Origin of the sequence: Thermococcus sp. (assembly GCF_027052235.1) — an archaeon.
Taxonomy (GTDB): Archaea; Methanobacteriota_B; Thermococci; order Thermococcales; family Thermococcaceae; genus Thermococcus.
Genome location: NZ_JALUFF010000051.1, coordinates 20,029 through 34,721, shown reverse-complemented (window position 1 = coordinate 34,721; position 14,693 = coordinate 20,029). Strand labels below are relative to the sequence as shown.

Annotated in this window: 10 protein-coding genes; 3 read left to right on the top strand and 7 right to left on the bottom strand. The window is 52.9% G+C overall.

All coding sequences use genetic code 11. The features are described 5' to 3' along the window. Nucleotides 1-411 precede the first annotated feature (411 nt). The 6 genes from MVC73_RS06205 to MVC73_RS06180 form a co-directional block, all read right to left on the bottom strand. Nucleotides 412-1,095 carry a hypothetical protein gene (locus MVC73_RS06205; protein WP_297508389.1) on the bottom strand — a complete coding sequence of 228 codons (684 nt, stop codon included), beginning with the start codon at nucleotides 1,093-1,095 and terminating at the stop codon, nucleotides 412-414. 34 nt (nucleotides 1,096-1,129) lie between these two features. Continuing rightward, entirely contained in the window at nucleotides 1,130-4,987 is a 3,858-nt protein-coding gene (locus tag MVC73_RS06200) for a DNA-directed DNA polymerase II large subunit (RefSeq protein WP_297508386.1), read from the bottom strand. Between the two features lie 161 nt (nucleotides 4,988-5,148). Beyond that, the gene (locus MVC73_RS06195; protein WP_297508384.1) at nucleotides 5,149-6,237 is read right to left on the bottom strand and encodes a hypothetical protein; all 1,089 of its coding nucleotides are present in this window, start codon (nucleotides 6,235-6,237) and stop codon (nucleotides 5,149-5,151) included. A gap of 3 nt (nucleotides 6,238-6,240) precedes the next feature. Beyond that, a complete protein-coding gene (locus MVC73_RS06190) occupies nucleotides 6,241-8,394 on the bottom strand; it encodes a DNA-directed DNA polymerase II small subunit (RefSeq protein ID WP_297508382.1) in 2,154 nt (717 codons plus the stop codon). Then, nucleotides 8,394-9,638, bottom strand: coding sequence for an ORC1-type DNA replication protein (locus MVC73_RS06185; RefSeq protein WP_297508379.1), 1,245 nt, complete (start codon nucleotides 9,636-9,638; stop codon nucleotides 8,394-8,396). The genes MVC73_RS06190 and MVC73_RS06185 overlap by 1 nt, the downstream gene beginning before the upstream one ends. Nucleotides 9,639-9,977: 339 nt before the next feature. Continuing rightward, entirely contained in the window at nucleotides 9,978-10,577 is a 600-nt protein-coding gene (locus tag MVC73_RS06180) for a DNA-binding protein (RefSeq protein WP_297508376.1), read from the bottom strand. Between the two features lie 693 nt (nucleotides 10,578-11,270). Between MVC73_RS06180 and MVC73_RS06175 the strand changes: the two genes are divergently transcribed. From MVC73_RS06175 to nucS, 3 genes are all read left to right on the top strand, one after another. Further along, nucleotides 11,271-12,284, top strand: a complete 1,014-nt coding sequence (locus MVC73_RS06175) for an ion channel (RefSeq protein ID WP_297508373.1) — start codon at nucleotides 11,271-11,273, stop codon at nucleotides 12,282-12,284. Nucleotides 12,285-12,467: 183 nt separating this feature from the next. Further along, the gene (radA, locus tag MVC73_RS06170; protein ID WP_297508370.1) at nucleotides 12,468-13,529 is read left to right on the top strand and encodes a DNA repair and recombination protein RadA; all 1,062 of its coding nucleotides are present in this window, start codon (nucleotides 12,468-12,470) and stop codon (nucleotides 13,527-13,529) included. 29 nt (nucleotides 13,530-13,558) lie between these two features. Next, nucleotides 13,559-14,308: an endonuclease NucS gene (gene nucS, locus MVC73_RS06165; protein ID WP_297508367.1), complete on the top strand. Its 750-nt coding sequence runs from the start codon at nucleotides 13,559-13,561 to the stop codon at nucleotides 14,306-14,308. Here nucS and MVC73_RS06160 read toward each other — a convergent pair. Further along, nucleotides 14,305-14,688: a DUF473 domain-containing protein gene (locus MVC73_RS06160; RefSeq protein WP_297508364.1), complete on the bottom strand. Its 384-nt coding sequence runs from the start codon at nucleotides 14,686-14,688 to the stop codon at nucleotides 14,305-14,307. The two genes, nucS and MVC73_RS06160, sit on opposite strands and share 4 nt — an antisense overlap. Between the last annotated feature and the right edge of the window lie 5 nt (nucleotides 14,689-14,693).

Genomic DNA, 14,693 nt, shown 5'->3' with positions numbered 1-14,693 from the left:
GTTGAGGCTTCTTCTGAAATAAGCTCTAAGAGAGCTTCATTAGACGAATAAAGGCTTTTCCGAGTAGCTTTGGATCCCGCGACCCGGGTTCGAATCCCGGCGGGGCTACCATAGAAACTTTGCCTTCGCAAAGTTTCATCAAAGTTCGTAGCTCCTTTTGACAGGCTAAACTTTTGCGAGGGTTTTCGTTTAATTGCCGTTTTGAAATTGAGAACTTTTAAATTGCCCCGTTAGAGAGGGTTTAGGTTTAAAAAAGACACCCAAGGGGCGTCAAAGAAAAGTAAACCTACATTCAAGGTTTCTTTACAGTTAGTTCTCGCCCATAGAGAGTTCATTCATGAGTTAAATCCTCTCAAAGTCGTGTTTTGCGGAGAGCTACGTATTTTTGGTGAAGCTTTTTCCAAAAGCTTCCTAGAACGCAAACTCCTCCAGCGTGAACGTCTCCATGACCCTTTCAAAGTCCGTCTCGGGAGCGTAGGTAAAGCCGCAGCTGTGGCACTTTAAAACTCCATTCTCCTCGCTAAGCGGGGCAAAGCAGACGGGACAGCGGTATTCCTCGCGCTTCAGCCCCTCGTAGATTTCATCGCGCATCACAACAAGGTTAAGCTCGCTCTCCCAGTCCTCGTGGAGCATGCCCCAATAGGGAATCTCAATCGGATAGAAGTCCTCAAGGATAAGCGCCTTCAGTCCTATTCCCCTAATCCCCGGCGGGAGCTTTACAGCCGGCTCGATTGAGACCACGTACTGGTCGTAGAACTCTATGTTTTCTGCCCTTACCGTAAGCCCGCGGGAAAGTTTAGAGCGGAGCGGGATAAGCTGGAGGAAGAGGCTTTCCCTCTCAACGTCCCAGCTCGCGCTTATGGAAACGCTCCCCTTCGTGAAGAACTGGGTTATGAAGTGATCGTTCCTCTCCTCCCCGACGAAAGAAAAGCCCAGCTTTCTCACAGCCCTTCCAAGAAAGTTCGGTCTGGGGATCTTTTGGTAATTAATCAAGTACTCCCCTATCCAACCCGCCAAAGGCATGGAATAGCCGATGAAGGCCTGCCTCTGAACGCGCAGGTAGGCAACGCTGGGGAGGAGCTTGAACTGGTTCATTGTATTAAGAATTTGACAAAAGGAGTATAAATAACTAACTTCCAAAGAACTCGTCGAGGCTCACCCTTCTCTTCCTCTTCCCCTTAGCGCGCTTCTCCTTCCTGACTTCATCTTTGAGGGCCTTTGACTTCCCATCGGTTCCGGGCTTCTTCTCGGCGGTCTTTCCATTACCGCGCTTCCCCTTCCCGTTGAACTCATCGAGGTAGCCGTTCCTTCCCTTGGAATGGCCAGTCCTCTCTTTTATCATCCTCTCGCAGACGTCAGCTGAAAAGCCCATCAGGGTTCTCTGCTTTTCGGGCAAAACGTTCTCGAAGAGCGTCTTTATGTCCTTCTCGGTCATGCATATCCTCTGCTTCGTGTAGTCCTTGACCCGATAACGGGTGACGAGCATCTTGGCCGTTGGTAAGTATTTTTCCACGGCGCCCTTACTCACAGTCAGGACTATCTTTCCGCCGCACTTCGGGCACCTGCCGGTTAAAGGTGGCCTCCGATACTTCGTGTTGCACTTAACGCAACGGAACTCCTGTCTCGTGAAGCTCCTGAGGTTGCCTCTCAAATCGGGAATCAGGTGGGAGTTGAGTATCGTTTCGGCAACGTGGTGTTCATCAACCGCGCGAATCCTCTCGGCTAAAGCGAGCTGTCTTTCAACCTTCTCGACCATGTCGCCGAGCTGTTTGTAGAGGCTCATCTTTGGTCCCAAACCGATGTCATCTGTGTCGTGGGTGAACTTTATGCCCTCGTACATCTCAGGTTTGCCGAGTCTGTCCTCCACGCGCTCGATGGCCTTTACCTCCTTCGGCGATTTCAGCTCGTAGGTCGCCTCGTAGAATTCAATCGGGTAATACCGGACGACGTCCATGTTGTGGACCTCGCTGTCAACCTCCCTCGGGTCGAGCCTCGTGGTAACGACCAAAGGCGCGTCCATCTTTCCGCCACGCTTCTCGGGCAGATAGTAACGGGAAAAGTTCAGAAGTGCATCCATAAGTAACATTACACTATCCTCATCGCCATCACAGTTGCGTCTTTTTGCCGCATGATAATACGGATGGGCATAGCCCACTAAAACGTCGGAGAAGCCTATAATCCTGCCGATGATTCCCGCTGAAGTGTGGGGTGCTAAGCCTATGACGAGATGCCCGACCAAGTCCTCCATCTTTTCCGCGTTGTAGAACCTTGGCAGGCCGTAGAACTTCTCAAGGAGGTCGTCTATGAAGCGGGCCACCTTAAGGAGGTATTTTCCAGCTTCGTAGGGAAGGATTACGTCCTGAACCTTAAGCTCTACTATCTGGTCGTCCCGCTCAAGGGGCTTCCCCTCGAAGTCGTGGGTGTAGCCGAGCTCCCTCAGTTTTTCCACGCTCGTCCCTATCTCCCTTGGCTTGAAGTGGGTTATCGGTGCGTCTGTGGCGTCGAAACGAATCGTGCCGTCTTTGAAGACGTAGACGTCGTTTTTAGTCCTGAGGAGGCCCTTCTCAAGGGGTTCGGCCATCTTGTAGCCCGAGGTCATTCCCTTTACGCCCTTGAGCCGGTCTATTCCGTAGACCTTGACGTTCTCCATTGCCCCCCTGAGAAGTTCCGAGGGCTTTATGGTTCTCCTCGCGTAGGGTTTGAGCTCGATGTCACAGCGGGGACAGCGGAAGTCAAACTTCTTCGCCTCGCTCTCTGTGTAGTCGGCGTTGCACTTGGGGCAGTGCCAGAGGAGCTCTTTTCTCGTCCCACAGCGTGGACAGAGGTGTTCAGGCCCAGCGTGGCCACACTTGGGACACTTGAAGAAGGCTATCTCGACGCTCGCCACCTTTCCCTCTTCAGCGGCCTTCTTTATGTCCCTGCTCGGCCCTCCGGCAAGGCCAATCGGGAAGAGAACCTGAACGGGCGGCTTCATCTTCCTCTCCTTGGCCTTCTCCGGCCTCCCCATTCTGGCGCCTATCCAGCTTATGCCCCTATCGCGGAGCTTTATTCCCTTGTTCTCGTTGATGATGTCTATGACAGTAAAGAATGGCTTCGCCTTGAACTCCCACTCAAGGTTGCCGAGGGGGGTTAGCAAAGCGGCTGACCACGGGTAATCCACCACGATGACCTTTCTCCGATCCTCAGTACGCTCAAGCCCGTGCGGAAGGCCCAGAAGTTCAAGGTAGCGCTTGATTTTGGGATCGTTGTCGAGTATTACCTTCCTCGCGAACTTTATCTTTCTGAACTCGTCCCACTCTATCTGGGCGTTCACCAAAGCTTTCTGGAGCTCCTCGACCTCTTCGGGCTTCAGCGTGTTCCAGTAGAGGGTGTAGTGGGGGTGAAGCGGAATGTCAAGAACCTTCGAGAGATGTATCGCCTCCTCCACGCTCGGTCTCACGCGTAACGGATCGCGAAGGAGTCCCTCAAGAAAATCCGGGTCAATTTCTATGTACTCCGATGCCTCCTCAACCGCTTCCCTCGGGTTTTCCTCGAAGGGCTTGAGCTCGACCTCGTAGGTTTCCGCTATGGCCCTGGCAAGCTCCTGAACCCACCATTCCTCGACGTAGTTCGCTGGGAGAAGGGTCTGGTTGTTCTCGACGAAGTCGCCGAAGTTCACCAGAGCGTCGCCAACGTAGAGTATCTCGGCCACCTGTTCCCTAACCCTAAGGGCCGTCTCGTAGTCGTCAACCTTAATCACCGAGCCGTCCTTGAGCTTGACCACCGGGCCCTCGATTGTAGTGGCGGGAGTTACTATACAGCCCTTGCCAGGCCTTTCCGTCTTCATCTGCGTCCCAATCGCTATAAACTCGTCGAGGATGAGCATTGTCGCGGGATTGACGCTCCACGTGGCGAAACCGCTGACGCGGCTCCTCCCATAGCGAAGGCGGAAGCCACCGTTGGTTGAAGGCTCGGCAAAGAGGGGCCTCCCGCCTATTATCTCCTTGGTGTACTTCTTGTTGGGGGCAATGTTGGCCTTAAAGCGCTCGTAGAGCTCGTAGTAAAAGCCCTTCTCGACCTCCTCCGTAACTTCCTCCCTGCCAGCTTCCTCGGCTTTGGAGCCGTTAGAGGGCTTTTCCTCGGCCTTGCCCTTTTCCTTGGCCTCCACGAACTCCTTTATCCAGTCCCAGCCTTCTATTCCCATCTTGTCTATGTACTTAACCAGCTTCTTCGCCTTCTGGAGGACACCCTCGGCCAAAACGAGGATTGCGCCACCGCGCAGGTGGTTGGTCTCAACGCCGGGAACATTTCTATGGGAAACCTCGACCTTATCGGTTTCTTCGCCGGTTATCTCTATCGGGATGTTCTTCATGGCGAGCCTAACCTCGTCCGCCTCCGGATGATATTGAAGCCTCGTTACGGCCCTGTGGTAGAGGTCAACCTCCTCGACCATTCTCTCTATGTGGTCTTTACTCGGCTTGAAGCGGTCCAAGCCGAGCTTCTTGCGAACGTAGTCACCAACGAGGACACTCAACGCTTGAGCGGTTCCGCCGGAGCTCCTTATCGGGCCGGCGTAGTAAAGAGCGAGGTACTCGCTCCCATCGGCCCACTCGTTGCGCTTGATTTTAACATCTGCTATACCTTCGAGAGGGGCCGAAACGATGCCCTCGGTGAGGATAGCCAAAGCGGTCCTCACGGCCTGCTCGGCGTAGCGCTCCTTGCTGCCGAGGTCTCCGAACTTGCCGTCTATTATCTCATCTACTATCTTGAGTGCCGCAAGTTCTTTGCCGTATTCCTTTACGAGCTCCCTTATACGCTCTGCAACACCGGGCGGACCAACAAGGCTCTCGACACGGCCGGCCATGTCAGTCGCTTGGGGAACCTCAACATCCAGACTCGGATCCTTGCCCTGAGCACGGGCCTTTCTCGCTATCTCGTAGGCCCTGTCAATCTCGCGTTGGAGGGACTCGAAGTAGGCCTTCATCTCGGGTGAGTAGAGTTCAGTCATAAGAAATCACCTCATAAAACAGCCCAATGAATGACTGATAAAGGATGAAATAAAAAACGGCGCACTTCATAAGTTGGCCAAGGAGATACCGCCTAGTCTGGCGGTATCTCCATTTTAGTTTTAGGGTGCTCCAAATAAAAACCTTTCGAAAATTCAAGAAACTACTCATCGGAAGGATCACCCCCATAAAGAGAGACAAGTTCCCGAGCGCTGAGATGCTCAAGGGGAAAGCCCAAAAGACGGAGATACTCGACTATCCGCTTACCATGTTCACCAAGGGAGACCATAATGCCCCCTGCCGAGAGGTGCTTGAAATCTTCGGTAAAGGAAAGAATTTTAAGAGAACCCTCACGTTCTTCAACATACCTAAGGACATACTCATAAACGGGAGAAGCTTCAACCAGTTTTCTCTCGTCCCTTCCCGCCAACAGCCCCACAGGAGACAGTTCAGGAACTAAGTAAACAATCGGAAATGGGCGATAAGAGAGAGGATTTATTTTAACAGAGGGATCCTCATAAATGATACGACCCAAGTCTCGATTTCCAACGTGATATATTCTAAATCTTTCATTATCGAATCCAAAGGGCTTTAGATACGATTTCAGCTCACCAATATCCGGTTTTTTGTTCCTCAGCCTTATTATCGTTCCAATGTATCCTAACAACAAATCGGCTGTAGATATGAGCAAATTAACTTTATCCCCATTGGGAACCACGTAAACCTCGTTGTTCCTACATAGCTCTTTCCAAGCGGAGGTCTCCGGAGACGTTGAAAAGCTATCCACATAAATCCTAGCGTGTTTAATCCCGGTCCTACTAACAACAGCCCATACAGGGATATACGCAAAATACGACTTGAGTGTGCTCTCAATAAACGTTTTTACACTCACAGGCTTTTCCTTTCCGGGAAGGGCAATCTTTGGCTTTCCAAACGAAGCAAAAACAAAATTGACATAGAGACCCGAGGCGTTCACAACATCGTTAACAAAATCCTTCAAAAAGAGCATATACTCCCTTAACTCGGATCCATCAATTAAAATCCTCCGAACGTCTACGGATGCAAAAACCCTCCTTGGAGTATTGAGACCATAGCGGAACTTAAAATGATCCATAAACTCGTAGTAAAGCTCCTTGAAAACTGAATAATCCGAATCTCTAATGCCAACGGCAACCCCAATCCGGCTAAGGAAGGAGCCCCGCTTGCCAACAAGTTTAAGGATGTCTTCGTCAGAGCCAAAAAGCCATTGCATTGTTCAAACCCCCTCGCAGAACTGGTCGAAGTGAACAATTGCCCTCAAACGAGCGGTTTCCACGTCTATAATCGGAACCCGCGCCGGGGTTGGCACTATGTTCACCATCTTCTGGAACTCTGTCTGGGCCTGCCATGTTCCGGTGTTTATGACGAAGACGCCGTTGTAGGTGAGATACTGGAGGACGTGAACGTGGCCGGCCTGAAAGAGGTCTGGGACCTGCTCTATGACGAGAGTATCCTCCGGGTCGGGGGCTATGGGAACCTTGTTGCCGAAGGTCGGGGCGAGGTGTCTCAGTTTGAGGAGCTCAAGCATAGCCTCGGCCGGCTGGTGGTGGCTCCTCCCCGGGACAAAGTCAACGACGTCCTCTATGCCCCTGCCGTGGGCTATTAGGAAGTCCCTGCCGTGAAGCCTTATCACAGCGGGGTTGCTGATTATTACGGCGTTCTTGAGCTTGAAGAGAGGTCTGGCGTACTCCTCGTAAAAGCCCGGCTGGGGAAGGGCCGTTCTGGCTGCATCGTGGTTTCCGGGCCCGATGAAAATCGTTATGTGGTCGGGCACGTTCTTCAGGAGGTTGGCTAAAGCCTCGTACTGGTCGAAGATGTCGGGTATGGCGAGCTCGTTGTACTGGCCGGGGTAGATGCCGACTCCGTCGACAACATCACCACCCAGGATTAGGTATTTAACCCTGCTCACGAGCTCCTCCTCAGTTCTGCTGTTAACTTCCCCGTTGAGCCACTCAAGGAACTTCTCAAAGGCCCTCTCGCAGAACTTGTTGCTGCCGACGTGGATGTCACTCAGGAGGATTGCGTAGACCTTCTCCTCAAGTGGTGGCTTCTTCTTCCTGAACTTGGGCACATCCGGGAGGAAGACCTTGCTCGCGAAGAATATGCCGTTTCCCGGCCTCCCCCTGACGGCTATGACGGAATCCGGCATCACAGACTTGAGCTTCTCGGCCTCGCCGTTGTTCTTGTTCACGAAGACCTTTGTCATGCCCGTTGCGTCCTCAAGGACGAAGATGAAGCCCTTGGAGGTCTCCCTCTTATCGCTCACGAGGCCGACTATCGTCACTTCCTCGTCCCTGATGTAGGAGAGCTTCGCTATGTCTACCACGCTCCCCACCTCGGGGTTCTCGCGGAGGATTCGCTTCATCTTCCTGAGCCTCGAACGGAAGTAGTTCGAGTAGGCCTGGATTATGACTTCGCCCTCTTTGCTTGAGGCGTTCTTGACCTTGGGGGCCTCGAACTTCACGTTCTTGACGTCAAAGACCACCCGATAGTCATCGGGAATCTCCTTTGCCCGGTAGACGAAGCCCTCCTTCGGGCTTATCACGAGGCCATCGTAGACGGAGTAGCTCTTCTCCCCCTCGACGTCCTCGGCGACGTAAGCAACTGGAACACCATAATCACCGTAAACTATCTTCGGCTTTACCTCCCCGTTTTCGTAGTACTCCTCGGAGTCCGAGGTTAGGCCGTACCCGTTGCCGTTCTCCAGTGGAAGTGCCCCCTCTAAGGCGACGTCTACAACTTCGCTCACGGCACCCGAGTCGCTCTGGAGTTCATTCCCCTCTCCAGAACTTCCAGTGGAAACAAAACTCCTCCCCTCTGAAATCTCCCCAGTCAGTTCTTCTTTCCCATCAGATAAGTTCTCAGAAGCCCTTTCTTCGAGAGGAATTCCAGTGGAAATGGAACTCAAGCCCCCCACATTTGTGGGTTCAAGTCCTTTTTCCCCCACAGTGGAGACCTCATAGGGTTTTTCTTCGGGGGGCGTTCCAGTGGAAACAGAGGTCTCTCCCGGGGCCGATTCTTCGGAAACGGATTCCGGAACAACAGGCGAGATTTCCGGTTTTTCACTAACTTCAGAAGACTTTTCACTAGAAGAAGTCTCAAGAGTACTATTCTGGCCAATGTACGCCTCAAGGGTTTCATTTTCTTCGGCCCTTATGGGTGCTGTTTCCTGTGGAGCTCCACCGGAAACGAGGCCGATACTCCTGAGGAACTCCTCGGCGAGTGCCGAGTCCACCACAAAGGTTCCCCGGGACTTCGCGAACTTTATCAGCTCGGCGAGGGTGAACTCCTTCTTGTAGTGCTCAACTAAGAGGTAGTACGCCGAGGGCGTTATCAGGTAGTTGTTCTTGAGGAGGTCCTCAACCAGCATCAGAACAACCTCCTCTGCCGGGACAGGTTGAGGGTGAGTAAGCTCCTAACCTGGTCATCGTGCCGGTAGATGTTCTTGACCATGTAGGGGGTAACGTTCAGGCGTATCTCCTTCGTCCTGCCGTAACGGCCCTTGCTTACAACTTTGGCGTTGATTATGCCGAGCATGTCGAGCTCGTTTATGAGGTCGCTGACGCGCCTCTGGGTGAGGGGCTCAACGTCAAGGTGGTCGCAGAGGGATTTGTAGACGGAATAGACGTCCCCGGTGTTCGCGGGCAGTTCTCCGTTTTCGTCGAGCATGACTATCGCGTAGAGGAGAACCTTCGAGTGCAGGGGGAGCGTCTTGATTACTTCCTCCATAGTGTCCTGCTCTATCTTCTCCTGGGCCTTCCAGACGTGCCTCTCGGTCACCTTGCTGGCACCTTCCCTCTCGGCTATCTCCCCGGCCACGCGAAGCAGGTCAAGGGCCCTCCTGGCATCGCCGTGCTCTCTGGCAGCTAAAGCCGCACAGAGTGGGACAACTGCATCGTCAAGGACGCCATCGTAGAAGGCCTCCTTGGCACGTTGCATGAGTATGTCCCTGAGCTGGTTTGCATCGTAGGGCGGAAAGACGACCTCTTCCTCGCTGAGGCTTGAGAGAACCCTGGCATCTAGGTACTCCTTAAACTTTAGGTCGTTGGAGATGCCTATTATGCTGACCTTTGCCCTCGAAAGCTCCGTGTTTATCCTCGTCAGGGAGTAGAGGATGTCGTCCCCACTCTTCTTTATGAGCTTGTCTATCTCGTCGAGGACTATGATGACGAAGCGCTCCTTCGCGTCGATGACCTCCTTCAGCTTTGCGTAGACCTCATCAGTGGGCCAGCCGACGAGGGGAACCTCGATTCCGCTCTCCTCCTTGAAGTGGTTGACTATTCTAGCCAAAACGCGGTAGTGGGTATCGACTATCTCGCAGTTTATGTAGATGACCTCAACCGGGACGTTGTAGCGCCGGGATATCTTCTTCAGCTCCTCGGTCACGAACTTCACGGTTACAGTCTTGCCGGTTCCAGTCTTTCCATAGACGAAGACGTTGGAGGGCGTTTCGCCCCTGAGAACTGGAACGAGAATATGGGCGAGCTCGTCTATCTGCTCGTACCTATGGGGAAGCTCCTTTGGGGTATAACTGTGCCTGAGGACCTCTTTGTTCTTAAATATCTTCTTGGCGTTGAGGTATTTGTCGAATATCGAGTCCAGGTAGTCCCTCATGCTCTCACGCTCCACTGGAAACAATACTCCCTGTGTGACTATATGACAATTATTTAACCAATATTTCGACGAATGTCCCAATATTACCAAATATGGTGACATTTACTCACACATTATGAGGATTCTGGTTTAAACATCCAACCGTTTCCACCGGAAGCACTGGATACACCGGAAAGCATAGGGAATGAGTTCATTGGGTTTATATTCCTTCCTTAACAGGAAGATGTAAAAGAGAACGTGGACACGGATGAAAACCGTAGGGAGGCCTTACCGGCAACATTCGGAGCAGGCAGAGGGCATGCCAAGAACCACCCCGCCACTTAACATCTCCAAGTTTAGTCAGATGTAACCGATGTCCCCCTCCCCACCACCCATGAGCTCGTCAAGTAGTGCCTCGGCATCTTTTCTCTCCATGCCAACCCTGGAAACGAGGAAGTCGAGCAACTCCTTCCGTTTTTTCCCCTGCTGAAGTCTTTCATAGACCATAGCAACGATTCTCTCCATGAGAAGTTGTTTAAACTCCTCTTCGAGGCCGAGGGCCGAGACGGCGGTCAGCAGGCCAAAGAGCAGGGCTGTAAGGGCATCGTTGAACTCCCCCTTGGTGAGGCTCTTGAGGTCGAGGTCGGCGAGGAGGTAAACTTCGTCGTTCATGCCCGTTAGCGAAAACTTCATCAGGTTTATCTCCCCGTTGAGGCGGAGGAGCGTGTGGTAAACCTTGAGCTTATCCTCGTTGCTGAGGGAATAGGTCTCAAGGCCCAACGGGACCGCGAGGTGAACGAAGGTGTCGTCGAAAGACACGAGCAGGTCGAAGGGCATCTTCGGATGGGAAGCCACGTAAAGGCCATTCTCAAGCTCTTTGACATCCCACGGGAGGTCAACTATGTCCTCCGCATCGTCCCTACCGGCGCGAAGCCACTCAAGTACCTGATCACCTTCCACGAGAAACCACCAGTGGAAATAGGGCACCGGGGCTATTAACACTTTTGGGTGCAGAGGAAATCGGGAATGCCAATGAACATCAAAGTTCACTGGATTTTGCGTTTGGAAAGGGCCCTAATAGAGAGCAAGGCATTTCCTCTGAAAGAAGAATGAACATAAGTGCGTATCCATTGTGGTTCATTGGAGAACATAATGGGGCATTTTAGGAAAACAAAAGTGTTTATGAATTTAAATAAGTTAAACAGAACATATCCCCCTGGGAGTTTTGTTTCCACTGGAGACGGCTTTTGAAGATACTCCCAAAACAAGATTGTAACTTTGGTGAAACTCTCCCATTTTTTCTTTAAGCAATTGTATTTATACATTTCTATGAACATTGTTCATAATTATCACTGAATTTAACCTATAACGTTCAGAATTTGTCTGAATTTTGGCATAAAAAATGAACATTAGGATAGAGCAGAATGTAAAAAGTCAATATGCTGGTCTTTTATGTTTGTCAACCTGCAGAGAAGCCGTCCTTTTCCGAAAACGGGTTCCAGTGGAAATGAAACTCTGGGGGGTTATTTCGATAGCCATCGAAAAAGACCTTTGTTTCCACTGGAACAAGAGGGACTTCAAAGGGGCTTTCGACCCATTGATGTTCATCCCTGTTTCCCGCTAACTTTTTTATATCCCCTCTGAACATTCTACATGCTTCCGGTGCACGTGGTTCGAAAACTCCTTCGCATGGGCATCAGGGTCAGGAGGAGCAGGGTCATCCAGATAGCGCTGGCCGTTCTGATGCTCGCCGTTGTCTTTGCGATTCTCTTCGAGCGTTTCGAGGGCGTTGACTTCTTCACAGCCTTCTACTGGGCAGTCATAACGATGGCAACGATAGGCTACGGAGACGTTACTCCCCAGACTACAGCAGGAAGGGTAGTTGCGATGATAGCCTCTGTGGCCGGAATATCCACTTTCACGGCCCTCGTGTCTATACTCGCCGAATACGTCATTTCATCGTCTATAAGGAGGATGATGGGAATGCACAGGATTGGTTATGAAGGCCATTACGTCGTCATAGGTCAGGGGAGTAGCGTGCCCAGCTGTGTTGGTGAGCTTCTCTCCGCGATGGAGAGGAGGGAGCTTGAGAGGAAACCCCTCGTGGTCGTTTTCCCGAGCGAGGAGGAGCGACGGAAGGTCGAGCTTCCTGAGGAGGTTGAGGTGCTCATAGGCGACCCCCTCAACAGGGAGACCCTTGAGCGGGCCTCGGTTGGAAGGGCATCCACGGTGGTGCTGGCTCTTGAGGACGACTCCAAGTCCGTCTTCGTGACCCTTATGGTGAAGAGGCTTTCCCGTGCGAGGGTTCTGGTGGAGGCGTTGAGCCTTGAGAGCGTCGAACTGCTTAAGCAGGCCGGGGCCGACAGGGTGGTGCTGAGCAGAAGCCTCGCCGGTCGCCTGCTGGCGAGCTCAATCTTTGAGCCGGAGGTCGTTGACGTCATAGACGACCTCACAACCTCGCGGGAGGGCTACGACATAACTGTTGTCGAGAGGCCCGAGCTGTGGGGTTGGAGATACGGTGAGGTCCTTGAGGTTCTCTCCCGGGAAGGCCTCTTCCCGATAGGTTACTACACTGAAAAGCCCGTGCTGGGCCCGGCACTCGACGAGAAAATCCCGGAGGGGAGCAAGCTGATAGTCGTCAAGACGAGAATTTCCAGTGGAAAATAGTATTCTTAGCCCTCGAATCTTTTAGTTTTCCGATTTCTGCCCTTTTCAGTAAGTTTTGATACCTAAAATCCTTTGGTTTCCAGAATGGACGAAACTCTTAAAAGTTAGCCATCCAAGTTTAGCGGGGCAAAAAGCATATTAACCCCCGATGGTTACTCTCAACAAAGGTATCGGGTGAGCTTTATGGCGAGAAAGAAGAAAGCTGAGGAGGACGTTAAGGAACTCGAAGAGTTTGAGGAGCTTGAAGTTGTTGGCGAGTCCGGTTCAAAGCCTTCACGCTCAAAGGACAGGGAGGTTAAGTCCCTTGAAGACCTTCCGGGCGTTGGCCCCGCCACCGCCGAAAAGCTCAGGGAGGCCGGCTACGACACCATAGAGGCCATAGCCGTTGCTTCACCCCTTGAACTCAAGGAGATAGCGGGCATAAGCGAGGGCGCTGCCCTCAAGATAATTCAGGCGGCCAGAGAGGCGGCCAACATCGGAACCTTCATGCGTGCCGATGAATACATGGAGAGGAGGAAGAGCATAGGCAGGATTTCCACTGGAAGTAAGGCTCTCGACAAGCTACTCGGTGGTGGCATCGAGACCCAGGCTATAACAGAGGTCTTCGGAGAATTTGGGAGTGGAAAGACTCAGCTCGCTCACACTCTGGCCGTGATGGTCCAGTTGCCCCCCGAGGAGGGTGGCCTCGGCGGTTCGGTCATCTGGATAGACACCGAGAACACCTTCAGGCCTGAGAGGATAAAGCAGATAGCCGAAAACCGCGGGCTTGACCCGGATGAAGTCCTGAAGAACATCTATGTAGCCAGAGCTTTCAACAGCAACCACCAGATGCTCCTTGTTGAGAAGGCCGAGGAGATAATCAAGGAGAAGGCCTCGACCGACAGGCCCGTCAAGCTACTCATCGTTGATTCCCTCATGTCCCACTTCAGGAGCGAGTACGTGGGCAGGGGTACCTTAGCGGAGAGACAGCAGAAGCTGGCGAAGCACCTCGCTGACCTTCATCGCCTTGCGGACCTCTACGACATAGCCGTCTTCGTCACCAACCAGGTTCAGGCTAAGCCCGATGCCTTCTTCGGCGACCCCACGAGGCCAGTCGGCGGTCACATTTTAGCACACAGCGCAACGCTCAGGGTTTACCTCAGGAAGGGCAAGGCCGGGAAGAGGGTTGCTCGCTTGATAGACAGCCCGCACCTTCCCGAGGGCGAGGCCGTCTTCAGGATAACCGACAAGGGTGTTGAGGACTAATTTTTTAACCCCCGTTCCCACCTTTTTCCATGAACAAGGTCGAGTATCTGAGCGAGCCGGCTCCCGAGGAAGCCCGCGAGATTTTCGAGAGGGCCATCTCCCGGGGAGCTGTGCTCGTTGTTTTTGCCCGCTGTAAGGTTCACTACGAGGGAAGGGCCAAGAGCGAGCTCGGTTCCGGGGACAGGGTTATAGTCGTCAAACCGGACGGCTCTTTTCTCGTCCACCAGAGCAAGAAGAGGGAGCCCGTCAACTGGCAACCCCCGGGAAGCGTTGTCCGCTTTGAGATGCGCGAACTTCCGGCCCTCGTCTCGGTGAGGAGGAAACCCCGCGAGACCCTCGTGGTCGAGATGGAGGAGATATACCACGTGGTTCTCTTTCGGGCGGAGGACTACGAGGAGCTGGCCCTCACCGGCAGCGAGGCAGAGATGGCCGAGATGATATTCAGGAAGCCCGAACTGATAGAGCACGGTTTCAGGCCCCTTCACAGGGAGAAACCGATAAGGCACGGAATAGTGGACATCCTCGGTGTGGATAAAGACGGAAACGTCGTCGTCCTCGAGCTGAAGCGCAGGCGGGCCGAACTTCACGCGGTCAGGCAGCTTAAGAGCTACGTAGAGACCTTAAAGGAGGAGTACGGGGATAGGGTTAGGGGAATCCTCGTCGCCCCCTCTTTAACTTCGGGGGCAAGGAAGCTCCTCGAAAAGGAGGGTCTTGAGTTCAGAAAGCTTGAGCCCCCAAAAAGGGAGAGAAGCAGGGGCAGGCAGAGGACTCTCTTTTAACCCATGCCCATCTCGTGCGGGAGGAGCTCCCTGACCCTGACGATTATCACCTCTCCCTCCCTCTCAACCTCGGTGACCCTTCCGAGCCCGAGGAGCTTTACCTTTGCCCTGCAGACGGTCACTTCTCTCTCGTCGCTCTCCTCCCATGGAACCCTCGTCTCAATCTCCCTCGCCTCAAGGAGTTCAGCTAGCAGGCCCTCGGTTCCGACCGAGACGTCCTCGAAGGGGTCGTAGGTAAGGAACAGCCTTGAGGCCTCCTCTAGGGCTTTCTCCACCGCAAGGACGTTCCTCGCGCTCCTGAGCTCAATCGTCCTGTAGGGGTTTCTTAACAGCTCATCGAGGACCCTTCTGGCTATTCCGGCAAGAACCACCGCCTCCATGCTCT